Genomic DNA, 21,718 nt, shown 5'->3' on the forward strand with positions numbered 1-21,718 from the left:
ATATAATCACGAAATATGCATAAAAAATCAGTTAATGGCAACCACAAATCAGCGTTCGAGGAAGTTTTTCAGTAACTGATGTCCCTGCTCGCTCAGGATACTTTCCGGGTGAAATTGCACCCCTTCCAGATCCCACCCCCGGTGGCGAATGCCCATGATCTCGCCGCTATCGCTCCAGGCGGTAACCTCGAAGCACGCCGGTAACGTAGGCGGATCGATAACCAGGGAATGGTAACGGGTGACGGTTAACGGATTATTAAGCCCGCAAAATACGCCAGTGCCGTTGTGGGTGACAGGCGATGTTTTACCGTGCATCACTTTTGCCGCACGCACGATAGTTGCACCAAAGACCTGCGCAATCGCCTGGTGACCAAGACAAACGCCAAGAATAGGCAATTTCCCCGCGTAATGGCGGATAACCGCCAGCGAAACGCCGGACTCATCCGGCGTACAGGGGCCGGGCGAAATAACGATCTTTTCCGGCGCCAGCGCGGCAATATCCGCAAGCGTTATCTCATCGTTACGCCGCACCTCTACGCTTGCCCCCAGCTCACAAAAATATTGATACAGGTTCCAGGTAAAGGAGTCGTAATTGTCGATAAGCAGGATCATAGCGGCCTCTGATGTCGGAAACCGCGCTAGTTTACTCGCTTTCGACCGCTTCACTCACCACTTTGCTGAAGATGGCGCAAAGCGGGGCTAAGTCGCCCATTGCGCCAGCCTGGTTTGCCTCGCGCCACTCATCAGGATCGATGCCACGCCAGTCGAGCGAAAAACCCGCGTGCAGCGCCAGTTGTTCTAAGAAGATGCGCTGAGCGATGCCGTTGCCAAGGCGGAACGGATGCAGCACGTTGATTTCACAGTAGTAGTGCGCCAGCCGCTCAATAAACGACGCCTTTTCCAGCCCGCACAGCCACTCTTCATCTTCCAGTTGCTGCATCAAGGCATTGCCCTCTTTCTCGATATACTCGAAGTGGCAAAACCGGGTATCGCCTTCGTAAATATCCACTTCGCGGATCTGCCCGGCCCAGTCGAACACGTCCTGATAAAGATGGTGGTGAATGGCGCATAAATGAGGAAGGCCGCGCACCATCGGGCCAAGATCCAGTGTGGCGGCGCGTAAGGCGGTGAATTGATAAGCCGCCTGCTCCAGTTTCTGCGCCTGGCGAAGCCCCAGCTCATTGCGCATCACATTCAGGCCAGGATAGAGATACGGATCGCGCCCGTCGCCGAATTTATCGCTCATAGTGCCTCCGCAGTTCTTCAAGGCGCGCATCGGCTTCCGCGCTACTTAGCGTCACCCGTTCGCTGTCGACATTCTCCAGCCGTCGGCTGGCCTGAAAATTGGCATTGCGCTGCTGTTCCCAGAGACGGGATTTTTGCCGGTCGGTGAGTTTTTTGGTCATAGCGCCTCCCTGTTTCACATGTCGGTGCCCAAATTATAAGCAGAAATGACAGGTTACGCAGGGAAGCTCAGGAAGCACGGGGTGAACACCCCGTGCGGGGGAAACTTACGGCAACACTTTCGCAGAGAGGATAACGACCGGTTTTGACGGGACATTCTGGTAAGGTCCGACATCGTGCGTCGGTACCTGGGAGATTTTGTCGGCGACATCCATGCCTTTCACCACTTTACCAAACACCGCGTAACCAAAGTCGCGCTGGCCATGATCGAGAAACGCGTTGTCAGCGACGTTAATAAAGAACTGGCTGGTTGCGCTGTCTTTATCGGCGGTACGCGCCATCGAAATGGTGCCGCGCGTGTTACGCAAGCCGTTGTCAGCTTCATTTTTGATAGGCGGGTTAGGCTGCTTTTGCTGCATCTGCTCGTTGAAACCACCGCCCTGCACCATAAACCCCGGGATCACACGATGAAACGTGGTGTTGTTATAGAAACCGTTATTTACGTAATCAAGGAAGTTTTTCACCGACACAGGGGCTTTCTGGTTGTTCAGCTCCAGTTCAATGTTACCGGCGGAAGTGGTGAGCAGAACATGAGGATCGCCTTTTGCCGCCAGCGCAGCAGAAGAGAAAGCAGAAAGGGCAAACACAGCCGCAACAGCCGCCAGAGTCGATTTAACCATAAGGTTTCCTTAACGAAGAGCAGTAAAGAAAGCGAGTGGCTTGATTCTAAAGAGCAGTCAGCCAGCAGGCCAGCCTTTTACTTAATTTTACGTATTTAGTAACAGATGTAACGCCAGACCGCTCACAACCCGCTTCACGAAGGCTACATACCTGAACGATAACGGCTAAAAAGCACCGCTTCACCACCGTTATCCATCTGAATCCAGCTTTGCGCAGGTTGCGTGCTGGCAATGATCCGCCCTTGTCGAATCGACCAGCGTACCGGCGACTGGCAGCGCACCGCATCAAAACCGCTTTCAACGGGCAAAATAACCATATTCGCCGGGTTCCCCGTTTCAATACCGTACTGCGTTAAACCAAATGTTCTGGCGCTGTTATGCGTGATAAGACGCAACCCATCATTAATTTGCTGGTAGCCCATCAACTGACAAACGTGCAGCCCCATATGCAGCACCTGCAACATATTGCCGGTGCCAAGCGGATACCAGGGATCAAACACATCGTCATGGCCAAAGCAGACATTTATTCCCGCCGCCAGGAGCTCTTTTACCCGCGTAATTCCCCGGCGCTTGGGATAATCGTCAAAGCGCCCCTGCAGGTGAATGTTTACCAGCGGGTTAGCAACAAAGTTAATGCCGGAAAGCTTTAACAAACGGAACAGCCGCGAGGTGTACGCGCCATTGTAAGAGTGCATCGCCGTGGTATGGCTGGCGGTAACGCGCGGGCCAATGCCCATCTTCAGCGCCAGCGCAGCAACGGTTTCGACAAAACGCGACTGCTCGTCGTCAATTTCATCACAGTGAATATCCAACGGACGGTCATATTTTTGCGCCAGTGCGAACGCAATGTGCAGCGATTCAACACCATATTCACGGGTAAATTCAAAGTGTGGGATCGCGCCAACCACATCCGCGCCAAGCTGGAGCGCCTCTTCCAGCAATGCAGCGCCGTTGGGATAGGAGAGGATCCCTTCCTGCGGGAAAGCGACGATTTGCAGATCAATCCATGGCGCGACCTCGCCTTTAACTTCCAGCATGGCTTTCAGCGCTGTCAGACTGGGGTCGGAAACATCAACATGGGTCCGCACATGCTGCACACCGTTCGCCATTTGCCACTTCAATGTTTGCCAGGCGCGCGCTTTGACATCCTGATGGCTCAGCAGCGCTTTGCGTTCCGCCCAGCGCTCAATACCTTCAAACAGCGTGCCGGATTGGTTCCAGTTCGGCTCTCCGGCAGTTTGCGTGGTATCCAGGTGAATATGTGGTTCAACAAACGGCGGTAGCGCCAGCCCACCGTGCGCATTCAGCACTTCCAGGCTGTCACTGTGTGTTTCATTCATTGGGGTAATTTCACCGAAGCGACCATTCTCAATCGCGATTTGCCATAACCCTTCGCGTTCGGGTAAATGCACATTCTGAACTAACCAAATCGGTGCTGCCGACATAGTGTGACTCCCTCTGTTTCCCTCAGATAATTTGTATCAGACGTGCGTGCAAAAACCCTCTTTTTTTGTACACAAATTCTGCAAACCATAAAAGCCAGCGATATCCGCGACTTATAAAAACCAATAAAAATCAAATATCTACCCATTAAGTGGTATGTGAAGGTGTATTTGATGCACATCAATAAGCCGGGTAGCTGAATCGTTAAGGTAGGTGGTAGTAGAAAAGAAATCGAGGCAAAAATGAGCAAAGTTAAACTCGCTATTATCGGTAACGGCATGGTCGGCCACCGTTTTATTGAGGATCTCCTCGATAAAGCCGACGCCAGCCAGTTCGATATTACCGTCTTCTGTGAGGAGCCGCGTAAAGCCTACGACCGCGTCCACCTCTCTTCCTATTTTTCCCACCATACAGCTGAAGAGCTGTCGCTGGTTCGCGAAGGCTTTTACGAGAAACATGGCGTAAAAGTACTGGTCGGCGAGCGCGCTATCACCATCAACCGTCAGGAAAAAGTGATCCACTCCAGCGCCGGACGCACGGTTTATTACGACAAATTGATCATGGCGACCGGTTCCTATCCGTGGATCCCGCCGATCAAAGGTTCCGAAACGCAAGACTGCTTCGTTTATCGCACTATTGAAGATTTGAACGCCATTGAATCCTGCGCACGTCGTAGCCGCCGCGGCGCGGTCGTCGGTGGCGGTTTGCTCGGTCTGGAAGCGGCCGGAGCGCTGAAAAACTTAGGCGTGGAAACCCACGTCATTGAATTTGCGCCAATGCTAATGGCAGAACAGCTCGACCAGATGGGCGGCGAGCAACTGAAGCGCAAAATCGAAAGCATGGGCGTGCGCGTACACACCAGCAAAAACACTAAAGAGATTGTGCAGGAAGGCACCGAAGCGCGTAAAACCATGCGTTTTGCCGATGGTAGCGCGCTGGAAGTGGACTTTATTGTCTTCTCCACCGGTATTCGCCCGCGCGACAAACTGGCGACCCAGTGCGGTCTCGAAGTGGCGCAGCGCGGCGGTATCATGATCAACGATAGCTGCCAAACCTCCGACCCGAATATCTATGCCATCGGCGAGTGCGCCAGCTGGAACAACCGCGTATACGGTCTGGTCGCGCCCGGTTACAAAATGGCGCAGGTGGCGGTGGATCATATCCTCGGCACGGCCAATGCCTTTGAAGGTGCAGACCTCAGCGCCAAACTGAAACTGCTCGGCGTCGATGTTGGTGGTATCGGCGACGCGCATGGCCGTACGCCAGGCGCACGCAGCTATGTCTATCTCGACGAAAGCAAAGAAGTCTACAAACGTCTGATTGTCAGCCCGGATAACAAAACTCTGCTCGGCGCAGTACTGGTTGGCGACACCAGCGATTTCGGCAACCTGCTGCAACTGGTGCTGAACGCTATCGAACTGCCGGAAAACCCGGACGCATTGATCCTGCCAGCCCATGCGGCAGGCGGAAAACCCTCTATCGGCGTGGATAAGCTGCCGGACAGCGCGCAGATCTGCTCCTGCTTCGACGTCACCAAAGGTGACCTGATTGCCGCGATTAATAAAGGCTGTCACACCGTTGCCGCGCTGAAAGCAGAAACCAAAGCCGGTACAGGCTGCGGCGGTTGTATCCCACTGGTCACCCAAGTGCTGAACGCCGAACTGGCGAAACAGGGCATCGAAGTGACCAATAACCTGTGCGAGCACTTTGCTTACTCACGCCAAGAGCTGTACCACCTGATCCGCGTGGAAGGCATCAAATCCTTCGACGAACTGCTGGCAAAATATGGCAAAGGTTATGGTTGCGAAGTGTGTAAACCGACTGTCGGTTCACTGCTGGCGTCCTGCTGGAATGAGTACATCCTGAAACCGCAACACACGCCGTTGCAGGATACTAACGACAACTTCCTCGCCAACATCCAGAAAGATGGCACCTACTCCGTGATCCCGCGCTCCGCAGGCGGCGAAATTACCCCGGAAGGGCTGATGGAAGTGGGCCGTATTGCCCGTGAATTCAATCTCTACACCAAAATCACCGGTTCTCAGCGTATTGGCCTGTTTGGCGCGCAAAAAGACGATCTGCCGGAAATCTGGCGTCAGTTGATTAACGCGGGCTTTGAAACCGGCCACGCCTACGCCAAAGCGCTGCGTATGGCGAAAACCTGTGTCGGTTCGACCTGGTGCCGTTACGGTGTGGGCGACAGTGTGGGCTTCGGCGTTGAGCTGGAAAACCGCTACAAAGGGATTCGTACCCCGCACAAAATGAAGTTCGGCGTCTCTGGCTGTACCCGTGAATGTGCCGAAGCGCAGGGTAAAGACGTGGGGATCATCGCCACGGAAAAAGGCTGGAACCTGTATGTGTGCGGTAACGGCGGCATGAAACCGCGCCACGCGGATCTGCTGGCGGCGGACCTCGATCGCGAAACCCTGTTGCACTATCTCGATCGCTTTATGATGTTTTACATCCGCACCGCCGACAAACTGACGCGTACCGCCTCCTGGCTCGACAGCATGGAAGGCGGCATCGAATATCTGAAGAGCGTGATTATCGATGACAAACTGGGCTTTGACGCACAGCTGGAAGAAGAGATGACCCGTCTGCGTGAAGCGGTAGTCTGCGAGTGGACAGAAACGGTGAACACGCCTTCTGCGCAGCTTCGCTTTAAACACTTTATCAACAGCGACCGCCGCGATCCGAACGTGCAGGTGGTGCCAGAGCGTCAGCAACATCGCCCGGCAACGCCGTATGAACGTATTCCGGTGGTGTTAGTGGAGGAAAACGCATGAGCCAGTGGAACACCGTCTGCAAAATCGATGACATCATCCCGGCGACCGGCGTGTGCGCGTTGGTGAAAGGTCAGCAAGTCGCAATTTTTCGCCCGCGCCATGATGATCAAGTGTATGCCATTAGCAATATCGACCCGTTTTTTGAGTCCAGCGTGCTCTCTCGCGGCCTTATCGCTGAACATCAGGGCGAGTTGTGGGTTGCCAGCCCGCTGAAAAAACAGCGCTTCCGCCTGCGTGACGGCGTATGCATGGAAGATGAAAGCCGCTCTGTCGCGCATTTCGATGCGCGCGTGAAAGACGGCGAAGTACAGATTAAAGCGTAATACCCCTGCGGGGGCGCAATGCTCCCGCTGTTTCACTTTTTCGTTTTCATTTTTTTCTTTTAAACATTTTCTTTTTAACTTTGGATAATCAACATCATGTTTACCGACACTATTAATAAGTGCGCGGCTAATGCTGCGCGTATCGCTCGCCTCTCTGCACAAAATCCGCTGGGTTTCTGGATAAGTTCCGCCATGGCGGGCGCGTATGTTGGCCTCGGCATCATCCTGATTTTTACCCTTGGCAACCTGCTCGAGCCGGCATTGCGCCCGCTGGTGATGGGTGCGACGTTCGGTATCGCCTTAACGCTGGTGATTATCGCCGGTTCTGAGTTGTTTACCGGTCACACCATGTTTCTGACGCTGGGCGTCAAAGCGGGCACCATCAGCCACGGGCAAATGTGGGCTATTTTGCCGCAAACCTGGCTCGGTAATTTGCTCGGCTCAGTGTTCGTCGCGCTGCTGTATAGCTGGGGCGGTGGCAGCTTGTTACCCGTAGACACCAGCCTGGTGCACGCGGTAGCGCTGGCGAAAACCAGTGCGCCAGCAACGGTGCTGTTTTTTAAGGGCGCGCTGTGTAACTGGCTGGTATGCCTTGCTATCTGGATGGCAATCCGCACCGAAGGCGCGGCGAAGTTTCTCGCTATCTGGTGGTGTCTGCTGGCGTTTATCGCCTCGGGTTACGAGCACTCCATCGCCAATATGACGCTCTTCGCGCTCTCCTGGTTTGGTCATCACAGCGAAGCGTATACGCTGTCTGGGATCGGACATAACCTGCTGTGGGTAACGCTTGGCAATACTCTCTCTGGTGCGGTATTTATGGGGTTAGGTTACTGGTATGCTACGCCGAAATCTGAGCGTCCTTCTGCGGTCACCCGCGTGGCAAGCCAGGCTACAGAGAATAACTAAAATGTTGAGGTAATGTCGTGGACCATTTGCCAATTTTTTGCCAGCTACGCGATCGCCAGTGCCTGCTTGTCGGTGGCGGCGATGTCGCAGAACGTAAAGCCCGGCTGTTAATGGATGCGGGTGCACGGCTTACCGTTAACGCGCTCACGTTTGTTCCCCAGTTCAGCGTCTGGGCCGAAGAAGGCATGTTAACGCTGGTTGAAGGCGAATTTAGCGAAACGTTGTTAGACGCGTGTTGGCTGGCGATTGCCGCAACGGATGACGAAGCGGTGAATCAGCGCGTCAGCGACGCCGCAGAGCAGCGCCGTATCTTCTGTAACGTTGTGGATGCGCCCAAACAGGCAAGCTTTATCATGCCGTCGATCATTGACCGCTCGCCGTTGATGGTGGCGGTCTCTTCCGGCGGCACATCGCCGGTGCTGGCGCGTTTGCTGCGCGAAAAACTGGAATCGCTGTTGCCGCAGCATCTGGGTCATGTCGCCCATTTCGCGGGCACGTTACGCAGCCGGGTCAAAAAGCAGTTCGCCAGCATGAGCGAGCGTCGCCGTTTCTGGGAAAAATTGTTCGTCAATGACCGCCTGGCGCAATCCCTGGCGAACCAGGACACCAGTTCAGTGGAGAAAATCACCGAAAAACTGCTGACCGAGCCGCTGGATAACCGTGGTGAAGTGGTACTGGTTGGCGCAGGGCCTGGCGACGCCGGACTGCTGACCTTAAAAGGTTTGCAGCAGATCCAGCAAGCCGATGTGGTAGTGTATGACCGGCTGGTTTCAGATGAGATCATGAACCTGGTGCGCCGCGATGCCGACCGGGTTTTTGTGGGCAAACGCGCGGGCTATCACTGCGTGCCGCAGGAGGAGATCAATCAGATCCTGCTGCGCGAAGCGCAAAGCGGTAAACGCGTTGTCCGGCTTAAAGGCGGCGACCCGTTTATTTTCGGTCGCGGCGGCGAAGAGCTGGAAACGCTCTGCCACGCGGGTATCCCTTTTTCGGTAGTGCCCGGTATTACGGCGGCATCCGGCTGTTCGGCTTACTCCGGCATTCCGTTAACGCATCGTGATTATGCGCAAAGCGTGCGGCTGGTGACCGGCCACCTGAAAACCGGTGGCGAGCTGGACTGGGCCAATCTGGCTGCGGAAAAGCAAACGCTGGTGTTCTATATGGGGCTGAATCAGGCGGCAACGATTCAGACGCAATTAATGGCGCATGGAATGCAGGCAGATATGCCAGTGGCGCTGGTTGAAAACGGCACATCCGTGCAGCAGAAAGTCGTCAGCGGCGCGTTGTCGCAACTGGGCGAGCTGGCACAGCAGGTGCAAAGCCCGGCGCTGATCATTGTTGGCCGCGTGGTGGGGCTGCGCGATAAGCTAAAATGGTTCTGAAAATAGAAAAAGGGCAGGTAGAACCCGCCCTTTTTTATTCTGTCATCAATTACGGTTTAGCAACGAAACCAATCGCTTCGTAGACTTTCTTCAGGGTTTCCGATGCCCGCGCGCTGGCTTTTTCCGCGCCGTCTTTCATCACCTGTTGCAGGAAAGCTTCGTCATTGCGATAGCGATGATAACGCTCTTGCAGCTCGGTCAGCATGCCGGAAACGGCATCCGCCACTTCCCCTTTCAAATGACCGTACATTTTGCCTTCAAAGTGCTGTTCCAGCTCCGCAATGCCCTGACCAGTCACGGCAGAGAGAATATCCAGCAGGTTGGAAACGCCCGCTTTGTTGGCGATGTCGTAACGAACCACTGGCGGCTCGTCGGAATCGGTCACCGCACGTTTGATTTTCTTCACCACCGATTTCGGATCTTCCAGCAGGCCGATAACGTTGTTGCGGTTATCATCCGATTTGGACATCTTCTTGGTCGGCTCCAGCAGCGACATCACGCGCGCGCCGGATTTAGGAATGAATGGCTCAGGCACTTTAAAGATATCGCCATAAATCGCGTTGAAACGCTGGGCAATATCGCGGCTCAGTTCCAGATGCTGTTTCTGATCTTCACCCACCGGTACCTGATTGGTTTGGTACAGCAGAATGTCCGCCGCCATCAGCACCGGGTAATCAAACAGACCGGCGTTGATGTTTTCCGCATAGCGTGCGGATTTGTCTTTGAACTGAGTCATGCGGCTCAGTTCACCGAAATAGGTGTAGCAGTTCAGCGCCCAGCCGAGCTGCGCATGTTCCGGCACATGGGACTGAACGAAGATGGTGCTTTTTTGCGGATCGATGCCGCACGCCAGATAAAGTGCCAGCGTATCCAGCGTCGCCTTACGCAGCGCTTGCGGATCCTGGCGCACGGTAATCGCGTGCTGGTCAACGATGCAGTAGATACAGTGATAGTCGTCCTGCATGTTCACCCACTGACGAAGCGCACCCATATAGTTGCCAATGGTTAATTCACCTGAGGGCTGTGCGCCACTAAAGACGATGGGCTTAGTCATTTTTCATTTCCTGATTTTCACTGTGCGAAAGCCCGAGTGCGGGCAGTAAATCTTTGAAGTGATCGAACACGTAATCCGGCTCGCTGGCGGTAATCGCTTCGCCGTAGTTATACCCGTAAGTCAGACCAACAGAAGCGCTACCTGCCGCCTTAGCGGCCAGGATGTCATTACGCGAATCACCAACGAAGAGTAACTCATGAGGTTGAATATTGAGCTTTTTGCACACCAGAAGCAACGGTTCCGGGTGCGGCTTTTTGTTCACCACATCATCGCCGCCGACCACAAACGTGAAGTATTGCGCAATGCCCAGCGCCTCCAGCAGCGGTGCCACGAACGGCGTCGGCTTATTGGTCACCAGCGCCAGTGGCAAGCCTTTGGCATGCAGAGCCGCCAGCGTTTGCGCCACGTCCGGAAACAGAAAACTGCCCTCTTCCACGGTCTCTTCGTAATAACGGTTGAACAGCTTACGCAGCATGCGTATCTGCTCTTCTTGCGGAATATCGTTACCTACGTCCGGCTTGCCTTGCGCCGCGCGCTGGCTGCTGCGTTCCTGGCGAGCCCAGTTAAACGCCCGCTCCATCAGCACATCTGCGCCGTTACCAATCCAGGTCACCACACGCGCTTCACCCGCCTGCGGTAACTCAAGGGCATACAGCGCGCTGTCCACCGCGGCGGTCAAACCCGGCGCGCTATCCACCAGCGTACCGTCGAGATCAAAAGCAATACCCTGAATCGACTGCATTTTATTCATGACTTACCTTTGCCAGTTCGCTACGCATTGCATCAATAACTTGTTTGTAATCGGGTTTATCGAAAATCGCCGAACCCGCGACAAACATATCTGCGCCCGCGGCGGCGATGTCGCCGATGTTGCTCACCTTCACACCGCCGTCGACTTCGAGACGGATATCAAAGCCTGAGGCATCAATGCGGCGACGCACTTCACGCAGCTTATCCAGCGTGTGTGGAATAAAAGACTGGCCGCCAAAACCGGGGTTTACCGACATCAGCAGGATCACGTCCAGTTTATCCATCACATGATCCAGGTAGCTGAGCGGTGTTGCCGGGTTAAACACCAGCCCCGCTTTACAACCGTGCTCTTTGATGAGCTGCAGGGAGCGATCGACGTGTTCGGACGCTTCGGGATGAAAGGTGATAATGCTTGCGCCAGCGGCCGCGAAGTCCGGGATCAGCCGATCAACCGGCTTCACCATCAGGTGAACATCAATAGGCGCGGTGATGCCATAATTGCGCAGCGCTTTGAGCACCATCGGGCCAATGGTCAAATTCGGCACGTAATGGTTATCCATCACGTCGAAATGCACCACATCACCACCCGCAGCCAGTACGGCGGCGGTATCTTCGCCCAGGCGAGCAAAATCAGCCGACAGAATCGAGGGGGCAATCAAATACTGTTTCATCCGCATCTCCTTGAGAAAGTAGGGTTCGGCAGGCAGCGCGGTGAATGCGAATTATCGCGGAGCCGGGCGATAGAGTGCCAGCAGCTCATCCACCTTTTTACGTGTACCACCGTTACTGCTGATACTGCGCCGCACTTTTACCACGTGCAATTTTGCCTGACTGTACCACTCACGCGTTAACAGCGTGTCGTGGTTGGAAATCAATACCGGGATCCGGTTTTGCACCAGGCTTTCGGCAATCGCCGCCAAATGCGCCTGCTGCTCAAGACTGAAACTGTTGGTGTGATACGCCGTAAAATTGGCCGTCGCCGACAGCGGGGCGTAAGGCGGATCGCAGTAAACCACGGAGTTCTCGTCAGCGCGCGCCATGCTATCTGCGTAAGATTCACAGTAAAAAAAGGCATTCTGCGCTTTTTCGGCGAAGTGGTACAACTCCGCTTCCGGGAAATAGGGTTTCTTATAACGCCCGAACGGTACGTTGAATTCACCGCGCAAATTATAGCGGCACAGACCGTTGTAGCCATGGCGATTGAGGTATAAAAACAGCAGCGCGCGCCGGAAGGGCTCCTGGCACTGGTTAAACTCTTCGCGCAGCTGGTAATAAACCACAGACTGATTCGTCTCAGGCGCGAACAGCGCCCGTGCCTGGCGCACATACTCGTCAGGCTGGTCTTTAACGATGTTATAGAGGCTAATCAAATCGCTGTTGATATCAGCGAGGATATAGCGGGAGAACGACGTGTTGAGAAACACCGAACCCGCGCCGACGAACGGCTCGATAAGGCATTCACCCTGCGGCAGATGCCTTCCGATATCGTCCAGCAGGGGGTATTTCCCCCCTGCCCATTTCAAAAAAGCGCGATTCTTTTTCATGCTGACTGATTACTTACACTCTCTCCGGCTGTGGAGAAAGCTCCGACAGCATCCTGCGCTTTATACATTACTTCAGATCGGCCTGAACCTGATGTATCGGTTTGGCCCAGGGGTTTTTCGCCTGTACGTCTGCCGGCAACGCCGCAACAGCGCGTTTCGCATCGTCTTTAGATGCGTACACACCGCTCACCAGCACGTACCACGGCTGGCCGTTACGTGTTGTCTGGTATACCACGAAGTTTTTCAGATTCTCTTTCTTCGCCCACGCATTGAGGTTGTTGGAGTTCGAGGAACTGCTCAACTGCAATGTGTAGTGGTTACCCGGCGCAGACTTTAACGCGCCAACATTTCCGGTAGCGGCAGCAGTGCTTGCCGCAGGCGCGGCGCTGGCTGCTGGTGCAGTCACGGCTTTAGGCTGTGTTTGCACAGGTGACGGCGTTACCGCAGGCGCTTTTACCGGCGCGGTAGAGGCGGTTTCAGTGCGTTTCGGCGGCTGAGCGACAGCTTTGGATTCGGCTTTCGGTTCTGCTTTCGACACGGACTCTTTAGCCACCGCCTTCGGCTCGATCACCATCTGTTTGCGTTCGGTACGCGGCGCAGCGGTATGGCTTTCAGCCGTAGCAGATTGTTGCTGACGCGCAGCAGCGCCGTTGCCGTTACGTACCGGCGCAACTGTTGCAGGCTCGGTTGGCAACGTCGAATTCACCGCATTATCCAACTGAGACTGGTTTTGTGGCTGAGTCAGCGCGTTGTTCAGATCGCCCTGCACTTCAACACGTTGCTGACCCGCAGGCGCGGCAGGAGTTTCAGCTTGTGATGGCGTAGAAGAAATTGGCGGCAGCGAGACATCCTGCTGCGCAGGCGCATTGCCTGAAGTAGGTTGCTGAGCAGGTGCTGGCTGTGCGCCATTTGCCTGATCTGCGGCACCGGTATTGCTGGCATTGTTATTGCCTGCAGAGAGATCGATGCTTTTCTCCGCCGGTGCGTTTTGTTCAGTGCTCGTTGTCGGTGCGGGGGATTTCAGCGCGGAACCGATGCCGATGATTAACAGAAGCAGAACCAGAATGCCGACGCCCATCATCACATACTGACGGGAAGCGGGTTTCGCGGCTGCCGCTTTCTTACGTTTACGCGGACGGCGCTCTTCGCGCTCCTCGTCAAACGCTTCTTCATCTTCTTCATAGCTCTCTTCTTCACGCTCATCACGCGCCCGGCGGCTGCGAGAAGGGCGGCGGTCATCCGCATCGACATCAACATCATCAAAGTTGATCTGCGGTTCATCGACACGCTCGGAAGATTGGCGAGAACGACCAGTACGACGATCGCTGGGATCGGGTTTCAGCTCGTCTTCTGGTTTGAATTCATCCATTTAACACCCCACACAAAGGCGTATGCCACATCATGCATCTCGCCCGAAGTTAAACGCCACGCGGTGCGTGACCAGACCTTTCTAATAGTTACGCCTGCTGGCAATCAGCAATAGCGCCAAGTACTACGTCGTGCGACACTCCGCCGCGAACTTCACTCTTCCCTATTGCCAACGGAAGCACTAAACGCATCTCTCCCGCCAACACTTTTTTATCGCGCATCATGTGCGGTAAATAAGCCTGCGCGGACATCTCCTGCGGGCCTTGTACCGGCAAACCTGCGCGTTTCAGCAGCGCCTTTATACGCTGCGTGTCCGCTTTACTGAACTGACCTAGACGCTCCGATGCATGCGCCGCCATCACCATACCTGCCGCGACAGCTTCACCGTGCAACCAGTTCCCGTAGCCCATTTCCGCTTCAATAGCATGGCCGAAGGTATGCCCCAGATTCAGTAAAGCACGTAAGCCTGTTTCCCGCTCATCAGCGGCAACAACTTCTGCTTTAAGCTCACAACAACGGCGAATACAGTACGCCATCGCCGGACCATCAAGGCGCAGCAACGCATCCATATTCTGTTCCAGCCAGGTAAAGAACTCGCCGTCGAGAATAATGCCGTATTTGATCACTTCCGCGAGGCCGGAGGACAATTCGCGGGCAGGAAGCGTAGCCAGACAATCAAGGTCGACAACCACCGATGCAGGCTGATAAAACGCACCGATCATGTTTTTGCCGAGGGGATGGTTCACCGCTGTTTTGCCGCCAACAGAGGAATCAACCTGAGAAAGGAGCGTGGTCGGCACTTGAATAAAGCGCACGCCGCGCTGATAGCTGGCTGCCGCGAAGCCGGTCAAATCACCCACCACTCCACCGCCCAGCGCGACCAGTGTGGTATCGCGGCCATGGGGCTTTTGCAACAGCGCGGTGAAGACTGTGTCCATCACCGCAAGGCTTTTGTACTGCTCGCCATCCGGCAGAATCACGCTATCCACTTTCACGCCAGCCTGTTCAAGAACATGGCGGACTTTATCAAGATAGAGCGGAGCCAGTGTTTCATTGGTAACCAGCATAACCTGATCACCAGACTTCAGAGGCGAGAAGGAAGCTGGATCGTTAAACAAACCAGCCGCGATGGTGATAGGGTAACTACGTTCCCCGAGAGTGACTGTGATCCTCTCCATGACGCGACATCCACCTTAGTTGCTTAAACCCGCAGGCGTGTGAATTAAGCCAGAATTAGTTGCTTTCCAGCATATGAATAATCTGGTTTGCCACCACTTTAGCACTCTGATCGTCAGTGCGAATGGTCACGTCGGCAATCTCTTCATACAACGGATTACGTTCGTCGGCCAACGCTTCCAACACTTCGCGCGGCGGCGTATCTACCTGCAGAAGCGGGCGTTTTTTGTCACGTTGAGTGCGAGCTAATTGCTTTTCGATAGTGGTTTCCAGATAAACCACTACGCCACGGGCGGAGAGACGATTACGGGTCTCGCGAGACTTCACAGAGCCACCGCCGGTCGCCAGTACGATGCCCTGTTTTTCCGTCAGCTCATTGATGATTTTTTCTTCGCGATCGCGGAAGCCTTCTTCACCTTCAACATCGAAGACCCAGCCCACATCAGCTCCGGTTCGTTTCTCAATCTCTTGATCAGAATCGTAAAATTCCATATTGAGTTGTTGAGCTAACTGACGCCCAATAGTGCTTTTGCCGGCACCCATAGGCCCAACCAGAAAGATATTGCGTTTCTCTGCCATTTTTTCGGTACTACTAAGACTATTCGTTGATGATAAACCCGCTTCGCAAAGACTCGGCGTAGCAGGACATGAACTGAAACCTCATATGCGATAGTGCGAGAGTCAGATCGAAAATTATCTCAGTACTCCGGCTTGTTTGGCAACTGAATAAACACGCAATCCTTCATGCTGCTCATTGTTCGACGGAGACCACTGACGCTCAAATCGGTACTCCTTGTAAGCTAAATCATGTCTCACGTCAAACACATGAACCAAGTTCCATTGAAAAAGGGGGAGTTACGGCAGATTTAATGTACCGCCGCCAACCTGGGCGTAATAAACACCACCAGCTCGCGCCGCTCATTATCTTTCGCGTCCTGGCGAAATAACCTGCCGATGCCTGGAATCGAGCCTAAACCCGGAACCTGCGCACTGTCGGCAGAATTTTTTTGTGAAAAGATGCCGCCCAGCGCCAGCGTATCGCCGCTTTTTACTTCTACCTGCGTTTCAATCTCCTGCTTGTCAATCGCCATCGCCTCACCCCCTGCCTGCTGTAGCACCTGGCCCGGCATATTTTGGCTAATGCGCAACTTCAGCCGGACACGATTATCGGGCAGCACCGTCGGCGTGACTTCCATTCCCAGCACCGCTTCTTTAAATTCCACAGCCGTGCTACCGCTATCGCCGCTGGCAACCTGATAAGGTATTTCGCTCCCTTGCTTGATACTCGCTGGCTGGCGGTGAGAAGCCAACAGGCGCGGGCTGGCGATAATTTCAAGTTGCTGTTTTTGCTCAAGCGCTGACAATTCCAGCTCCAGCAGTTGGGCGTTGATACTGCCGATATTAAAGCTGACGCGCGTACTGGCATCCTGAACTGAGAGATCGGCAGAAATACCGCTAAGTTGCCCACGCGCCGCAGGTTTATCCTGCGCCAGTCCCCATTTCACCCCCAACTCGCGCAGGCTTTTTTCATTGATGGTGACGATATAAGCCGCCAGCTCTACCTGCTCGACCGGTAGATCCATCTGCGTGACCCATTTTTCCAGTGCGGCGAGCCCTTCTTTATTGTCACGCACCAGTAACCGGTTAAGCCGCACATCAACCGTCATCGCCCCTTGTGGGCTGAGCAGTTTTTCTCCGGCTTTTGCCAGCTCTACCGCGTCGGCATAGCGCAACACAAAACTGCGTGTTTGCAAGGGTATGTTCTGCTTGCGCTGGCGCTGAGCAGCCTCCTGCTCCGCCTGCTTTTGCTGCCGCCATGCCGCCGTATGGACCTGCCAGATGTTGCCCTGCTGGTGTAACGTTAATCCGGCACTGGCGGCAATGGTTTGGAGCGCCTGCTGCCAGGGAACATCTTTGAGGTTCAGCGACACCGTGCCGCTGACCTCAGGTGAAATCACTATGTTCTGCTTCTCCAGCGCAACCAGCGCCTGCAATACCTGCGTGACAGGTACGTCGTCGACGGTCATTGTGACGACACGTGATGTCTGTGCGCCAGCAAGTGGCAGGCTAAAGAGCATCGCGCTCGCTATCCATTTTCGCATGTTGAGTTCCTTCTCGTTGCCAGCGCCATTGCGCTGGAGTGCACTCTTCGCCAATCTCAATCAGCATTTCATCCTGGTGGATAGCGACAATGCGCCATCCGGTGGGCAGTGTTTCGCCGGTAATAAGGCGATACCAGCGCCCGGTATCATCACGCACGATCCCTATCGGTTGCTCGCCAGCCACTGCGCCGTGAAAATGCCAGTTGCCAAGTTGCGCGGTTTGACATCTATCTGGCGGTGGTTGAAAAGGATCGCGCATGCCGCACAGAAACAGGGGGAGCAGCGCGACCAGTAACAAACGTCTAATTCGCATTGTCTTGCTCCACTCGCAGCGTAAAATTCAACGCGCCTTCACTGACCATTAATGAAAACGCAGGAACCTGCATGCCGCGCTCTGTTAGCAGCGAAAACGTCTCGACTACACCTTTCCAGCCGGTCTCAAGCACTAATTCTCCGCCCCCCTGAACAGGCTGCCAGCGGGCAAGCTGGCGCCCCTGTGCCTGAAAATCGAGGGGGCTAAATGCCTTAAGCTCCGGCAAGGCCACTGTTTCTGACGGCGGCACCAGCGCGTGTAACTTTTGCCACTGCGCACGTAGCTTTGTGCGTTGTTGCGGTTGTTGAGCAACCAGCCGCATCTGCGTCTCTTTGACCGGAGATATCGCCAGCCACCATAAAAGTGCCAGTGCGCAAAGTGAACTGAGTAGCCAACAAAGCACGCGCGTTCGTAATGACAAAGCAAACCAAACATCAGGGTTGAGCATCATCACGCTCCCGGTTCAGTTGGTAGTGGAATTGCCAGCGCCCCTGCGCATCACGTTCTACTGTGCCTGCGGGTTGCAACTGAAATCCTGTCGTTTTCTGCAACCCTTGCTCAAGCTCGCTTAATGCGTGAAAGGAACCGGCCAGGCCAGCGATTTCAAGCTGGTTTTGCTGCCAGCGCAGAGCAGTAAGCCAGGCGTTGGGCGGCAGATTTTCCGCGAGGGTGAGCAACGTCTGTCGCCACGCCTGGGTACGCTGACGCCGTAATCGCTGCGCCTGCTCCTGCTGCCAACGCTGGCGGCGAAGCTGCAACGGCTGCTCGGCGGCGTGCAACCCGGCGAGTAAAGCGGCATCAGATTGCTGCCACAGCGTAGCCTGACGCAGATCAACCGCAGCAAGTGCCCGCCATAATGTGCCGCCCAGCACAATCACCAACGCTGTTGCGATAAAAACCGCGCCCCACAGACGAATGCAGCGCAACCGCTGTTGACGCCGCCATGGCAGAAAATTCACGGCGGGCTGCATTAGTATCCCCTGGCAACAGCCAGTCCCAGCGCTATCGCGTAACGTTCTCCGGCATCGGGTAAAGGCGGTTGGCGCGACAGGACAGCGCTCCAGCAATCAAATCCACCGGGCATCTCGCCACACTGTGCGATTTCGTCTGCGGGCAGCCCAAGCACGGCGGCAAGCTGGGCGGCATTTTCGGCTTCTTCCCGCGCTCGTCGCCCCCAACTCTCTCTCGTGGCCCACAGCCACTGGCGCTCATCACACCAGGCAAGGCAACGAGCCGGTGGCGTAAGCCAGGGTAACAATGGCTGCAGCGCACTGGCGTCCGGCGTAATAGAGGAAAGATGAAGAGATAATGTCTGCGCTATCTCCAGCAGCGACGCCACATCTTTATTTTGCGCAGCAGTAACGCCGTACGCTTTGCCGGGCTCATCTTCGGTGAAATCGAAGCAGAGATCGTTTTCTGCCATCTCCAGTTCACGCGCCATTGCCTGCGAAACCCAGCTTGTTAACGCTGGTTCGCGCAGCGTAATTGCCGGTCGCGGAAGCTTTTTTTGCAGGGTTTGCCCGGCGGGAAATGCCATGCGTACGCAATGGCGTTGCGGTAGGGTTTGCCGCCAGGGACGCAATGCATCGAGCAGTTCGTCTGGCGCTTTTATCCGCCCCTGCACCACGACGCCAGGGGATAGCGGAAGGTGCCACCAACGGCGCAGCGCCTGGCCGCGACGCCCGGCGGTAAGGGCGACAATGAAGATGCCATCTTGTTGAATATGCAAACCAATTTGCCAGTGCCTGAATGCCATAAATCCCGATCTCCTTATCGTCTCGCTGGATGACGCTATATCAATGCATCAGGCTTGCCTTTATACTACCGCGCGGTTGTTTATAAACTGCCCAAATGACTCTAAATGGGAAATCTCCAGTGAAGTTCGTAAAGTATTTATTCATCCTTGCAGTATGTTGCATTCTGCTGGGAGCAGGCTCGATTTACGGTCTGTACAAATATATTGAGCCACAGCTACCTGACGTCGCCACGCTGAAAGACGTGCGGCTACAAATTCCGATGCAGGTCTATAGCGCTGACGGCGAATTGATCGCGCAATATGGCGAAAAACGCCGTATTCCGCTGACGCTGAATCAAATCCCGCCTGAAATGGTTAAAGCGTTTATCGCCACGGAAGATAGCCGTTTTTATGAACATCACGGTGTCGATCCGGTGGGGATTTTCCGCGCCGCCAGCGTGGCGATGTTTTCCGGACGCGCGTCGCAGGGCGCAAGTACGATTACCCAACAACTGGCACGTAACTTTTTCTTAAGCCCGGAACGCACGCTGATGCGTAAGCTTAAAGAGGTGTTCCTGGCGATCCGCATTGAACAGTTGCTGAGCAAAGATGAGATCCTTGAGCTTTATCTCAATAAGATCTACCTCGGTTACCGTGCGTACGGCGTGGGTGCCGCAGCGCAGGTCTACTTCGGGAAAACGGTCGATCAGTTAACGTTAAGTGAAATGGCGGTGATTGCCGGTCTGCCAAAGGCACCGTCTACGTTTAATCCGCTCTATTCGCTAGACCGCGCCACCGCGCGCCGTAACGTTGTGCTGGCGCGTATGGAAAGTGAAGGCTACATCACCGAGCAGCAGTATGATCAAGCGCGCGGCGAAGCTATCGATGCTAATTACCACGCGCCGGAAATCGCTTTTTCCGCGCCTTACCTTTCCGAAATGGTGCGCCAGGATTTGGTTAATCGCTATGGCGATAAAGCCTACGAAGATGGCTACCGCGTTTACACCACCATTACCCGTAAAGTGCAGCAGGCCGCGCAGGCCGCCGTGCGTAATAACGTGATGGATTACGACATGCGCCACGGTTATCGCGGCCCGTCGAATGTGTTGTGGAAAGTGGGCGAAGCGGCGTGGGACAGTAAAAAAATCACCGACTCCCTGAAAACGCTGCCGACTTACGGCCCGCTCTCGCCGGCAGTGGTGACCAGTGCCAATCCGCAAGAAGCGACGGCGATGATGGCCGATGGCACCTCGGTTTCTTTGCGCATGGAAGGTATGCGCTGGGCGCGTCCTTATCGTTCCGATACGCAACAAGGCGCAACGCCGCGCAAAGTTACTGACGTGGTGCAAGCCGGGCAGCAGATTTGGGTTCGCCAGGTGGACGATGCCTGGTGGCTGGCGCAGGTGCCAGATGTTAACTCCGCGCTGGTTTCTATCAACCCGCGCAACGGCGCCGTATTGGCGCTGGTTGGCGGCTTCGATTTCAACCAAAGCAAGTTTAACCGCGCGACACAGGCGCTGCGTCAGGTAGGTTCTAACATCAAGCCGTTCCTTTACACCGCGGCAATGGATAAAGGCCTGACGCTGGCGAGCATTCTGAATGATGCACCAATTTCCCGCTGGGATGCAGGCGCAGGTTCCGACTGGCGACCGAAAAACTCGCCGGATGAGTATGCCGGTCCGATTCGTTTACGTCAGGGTTTGGGGCAGTCGAAAAACGTGGTGATGGTGCGTGCAATGCGCGCAATGGGCGTGGATTACGCGGCGGAATATCTGCAGCGTTTCGGCTTCCCGGCACAAAACATTGTTCATACCGAATCGCTGGCGCTGGGCTCTGCTTCCTTTACGCCAATGCAGGTCGCCCGTGGTTATTCGGTGATGGCGAACGGTGGTTTCCTGATCGATCCGTATTTCATTACCAAAATCGAAAACGATCAGGGCAATGTGCTGTTTGAAGTACGTCCGAAAGTCGCCTGTGCCGATTGTGATATTCCGGTGATTTACGGCGATACGCCGAAATCGAACGTGCTGGAAAACAAAGACATGGAAAACGTCGCCACCTCACAAGAGCAGCAGAACGCGGCAGTACCGCAACCACAGCTTGAGCAAGCCAACCAGGCGCTGGTGCAAAGAAGCGGCGCCGAAGAGTACGCGCCACATGTTATCAGCACCCCGCTGTCGTTTTTGATCAAAAGCGCGCTGAACAGTAACATCTTTGGCGAGCCAGGCTGGCAGGGCACAGGCTGGCGCGCAGGTCGTGATCTCAAACGCAATGATATTGGCGGTAAAACCGGGACCACGAACAGTTCGAAAGATGCCTGGTTCTCGGGCTATGGCCCAGGTGTGGTGACCTCCGTTTGGATCGGCTTTGACGATCATCGCAGGGATTTAGGGCGTACTACCGCATCCGGCGCGATTAAAGATCAGATTTCCGGCTACGAAGGCGGCGCGAAAAGCGCGCAACCTGCCTGGGATGCGTATATGAAAGTCGTGCTGGATGGGGTTCCTGAAGAGCCATTAACGCCGCCGCCAGGCGTGGTGACGGTGAATATCGACCGCAGCACCGGCCAACTGGCGAACGGTGGTAGCAGCCGCCAGGAATACTTTATTGAAGGCACGCAGCCAACGCAGCAAGCCGTCCATGAAGTGGGCACCACGTTAATGGATAACGGCGAGTCTCACGAACTCTTTTAACTCTGCGCCGGGCTGGTCCCGGCTGACAGACAGCAAAAAGGGCGCAAATGCGCCCTTTT

22 protein-coding genes are annotated in these 21,718 nt (G+C 54.9%); 5 read left to right on the top strand and 17 right to left on the bottom strand.

The genetic code is table 11. The features are described from left to right. Nucleotides 1–48 precede the first annotated feature (48 nt). From pabA to ACFX4U_RS19355, 5 genes are all read right to left on the bottom strand, one after another. Nucleotides 49–612: an aminodeoxychorismate synthase component 2 gene (gene pabA, locus ACFX4U_RS19335; protein ID WP_313509522.1), complete on the bottom strand. Its 564-nt coding sequence runs from the start codon at nt 610–612 to the stop codon at nt 49–51. Between the two features lie 31 nt (nt 613–643). After that, nucleotides 644–1,246: a putative adenosine monophosphate-protein transferase Fic gene (locus ACFX4U_RS19340; protein WP_313509524.1), complete on the bottom strand. Its 603-nt coding sequence runs from the start codon at nt 1,244–1,246 to the stop codon at nt 644–646. Beyond that, complete coding sequence (locus ACFX4U_RS19345) at nt 1,236–1,406, bottom strand: YhfG family protein (protein ID WP_305734819.1); 171 nt, start codon at nt 1,404–1,406, stop codon at nt 1,236–1,238. The genes ACFX4U_RS19340 and ACFX4U_RS19345 overlap by 11 nt, the downstream gene beginning before the upstream one ends. 105 nt (nt 1,407–1,511) lie before the next feature. After that, a complete protein-coding gene (gene ppiA, locus ACFX4U_RS19350) occupies nt 1,512–2,084 on the bottom strand; it encodes a peptidylprolyl isomerase A (protein WP_017459864.1) in 573 nt (190 codons plus the stop codon). A gap of 143 nt (nt 2,085–2,227) precedes the next feature. Continuing rightward, a complete protein-coding gene (locus ACFX4U_RS19355; protein WP_313509529.1) occupies nt 2,228–3,529 on the bottom strand; it encodes a cytosine deaminase in 1,302 nt (433 codons plus the stop codon). A 240-nt stretch (nt 3,530–3,769) separates the two neighbouring features. Between ACFX4U_RS19355 and nirB the strand changes: the two genes are divergently transcribed. From nirB to cysG, 4 genes are all read left to right on the top strand, one after another. Then, nucleotides 3,770–6,313, top strand: coding sequence for a nitrite reductase large subunit NirB (gene nirB / locus ACFX4U_RS19360; RefSeq protein ID WP_313509531.1), 2,544 nt, complete (start codon nt 3,770–3,772; stop codon nt 6,311–6,313). Beyond that, a complete protein-coding gene (nirD, locus tag ACFX4U_RS19365) occupies nt 6,310–6,636 on the top strand; it encodes a nitrite reductase small subunit NirD (RefSeq protein ID WP_020455530.1) in 327 nt (108 codons plus the stop codon). The genes nirB and nirD overlap by 4 nt, the downstream gene beginning before the upstream one ends. 96 nt (nt 6,637–6,732) lie before the next feature. Next, entirely contained in the window at nt 6,733–7,542 is an 810-nt protein-coding gene (nirC, locus tag ACFX4U_RS19370) for a nitrite transporter NirC (protein ID WP_313509534.1), read from the top strand. A 17-nt stretch (nt 7,543–7,559) separates the two neighbouring features. Further along, nucleotides 7,560–8,924, top strand: a complete 1,365-nt coding sequence (gene cysG, locus ACFX4U_RS19375; protein ID WP_313509537.1) for a siroheme synthase CysG — start codon at nt 7,560–7,562, stop codon at nt 8,922–8,924. A 49-nt stretch (nt 8,925–8,973) separates the two neighbouring features. Here cysG and trpS read toward each other — a convergent pair whose 3' ends face one another. The 12 genes from trpS to ACFX4U_RS19435 form a co-directional block, all read right to left on the bottom strand. Then, on the bottom strand, nt 8,974–9,978 hold the full coding sequence (gene trpS, locus ACFX4U_RS19380; RefSeq protein WP_200551387.1) for a tryptophan--tRNA ligase: 1,005 nt from the start codon (nt 9,976–9,978) through the stop codon (nt 8,974–8,976). Next, on the bottom strand, nt 9,971–10,729 hold the full coding sequence (gene gph, locus ACFX4U_RS19385; RefSeq protein ID WP_017459857.1) for a phosphoglycolate phosphatase: 759 nt from the start codon (nt 10,727–10,729) through the stop codon (nt 9,971–9,973). Before gph ends, trpS begins: the two co-directional genes overlap by 8 nt. Then, nucleotides 10,722–11,399: a ribulose-phosphate 3-epimerase gene (gene rpe / locus ACFX4U_RS19390; RefSeq protein ID WP_313509540.1), complete on the bottom strand. Its 678-nt coding sequence runs from the start codon at nt 11,397–11,399 to the stop codon at nt 10,722–10,724. Before rpe ends, gph begins: the two co-directional genes overlap by 8 nt. A gap of 51 nt (nt 11,400–11,450) precedes the next feature. Continuing rightward, the gene (gene dam / locus ACFX4U_RS19395; protein WP_017459855.1) at nt 11,451–12,272 is read right to left on the bottom strand and encodes an adenine-specific DNA-methyltransferase; all 822 of its coding nucleotides are present in this window, start codon (nt 12,270–12,272) and stop codon (nt 11,451–11,453) included. 67 nt (nt 12,273–12,339) lie between these two features. Then, nucleotides 12,340–13,641, bottom strand: coding sequence for a cell division protein DamX (gene damX / locus ACFX4U_RS19400; protein ID WP_349350394.1), 1,302 nt, complete (start codon nt 13,639–13,641; stop codon nt 12,340–12,342). 88 nt (nt 13,642–13,729) lie between these two features. Continuing rightward, nucleotides 13,730–14,818 (bottom strand): 3-dehydroquinate synthase, encoded by a 1,089-nt coding sequence (gene aroB, locus ACFX4U_RS19405; protein WP_017459853.1) that lies wholly within the window; start codon nt 14,816–14,818, stop codon nt 13,730–13,732. Nucleotides 14,819–14,873: 55 nt separating this feature from the next. Beyond that, nucleotides 14,874–15,395 carry a shikimate kinase AroK gene (gene aroK, locus ACFX4U_RS19410; RefSeq protein WP_017459852.1) on the bottom strand — a complete coding sequence of 174 codons (522 nt, stop codon included), beginning with the start codon at nt 15,393–15,395 and terminating at the stop codon, nt 14,874–14,876. 287 nt (nt 15,396–15,682) lie between these two features. Continuing rightward, nucleotides 15,683–16,918, bottom strand: coding sequence for a DNA uptake porin HofQ (gene hofQ / locus ACFX4U_RS19415; protein WP_305734812.1), 1,236 nt, complete (start codon nt 16,916–16,918; stop codon nt 15,683–15,685). Next, nucleotides 16,884–17,231, bottom strand: coding sequence for a HofP DNA utilization family protein (locus tag ACFX4U_RS19420; RefSeq protein WP_313511210.1), 348 nt, complete (start codon nt 17,229–17,231; stop codon nt 16,884–16,886). The genes hofQ and ACFX4U_RS19420 overlap by 35 nt, the downstream gene beginning before the upstream one ends. Beyond that, entirely contained in the window at nt 17,221–17,682 is a 462-nt protein-coding gene (locus ACFX4U_RS19425) for a hypothetical protein (RefSeq protein ID WP_313511211.1), read from the bottom strand. Before ACFX4U_RS19425 ends, ACFX4U_RS19420 begins: the two co-directional genes overlap by 11 nt. Then, nucleotides 17,666–18,202: a PilN domain-containing protein gene (locus tag ACFX4U_RS19430; protein WP_313511212.1), complete on the bottom strand. Its 537-nt coding sequence runs from the start codon at nt 18,200–18,202 to the stop codon at nt 17,666–17,668. Before ACFX4U_RS19430 ends, ACFX4U_RS19425 begins: the two co-directional genes overlap by 17 nt. Further along, nucleotides 18,202–18,987, bottom strand: coding sequence for a DNA utilization protein HofM (locus tag ACFX4U_RS19435; RefSeq protein WP_313511213.1), 786 nt, complete (start codon nt 18,985–18,987; stop codon nt 18,202–18,204). Before ACFX4U_RS19435 ends, ACFX4U_RS19430 begins: the two co-directional genes overlap by 1 nt. Nucleotides 18,988–19,106: 119 nt before the next feature. Here ACFX4U_RS19435 and mrcA point away from each other — a divergent pair, with 119 nt between their 5' ends. Next, nucleotides 19,107–21,659, top strand: coding sequence for a peptidoglycan glycosyltransferase/peptidoglycan DD-transpeptidase MrcA (mrcA, locus tag ACFX4U_RS19440; RefSeq protein ID WP_313511214.1), 2,553 nt, complete (start codon nt 19,107–19,109; stop codon nt 21,657–21,659). Nucleotides 21,660–21,718: the final 59 nt, after the last annotated feature.

Source organism: Kosakonia sp. YIM B13588 (assembly GCF_042788165.1).
Classification (GTDB): Bacteria; Pseudomonadota; Gammaproteobacteria; order Enterobacterales; family Enterobacteriaceae; genus Kosakonia; species Kosakonia sacchari.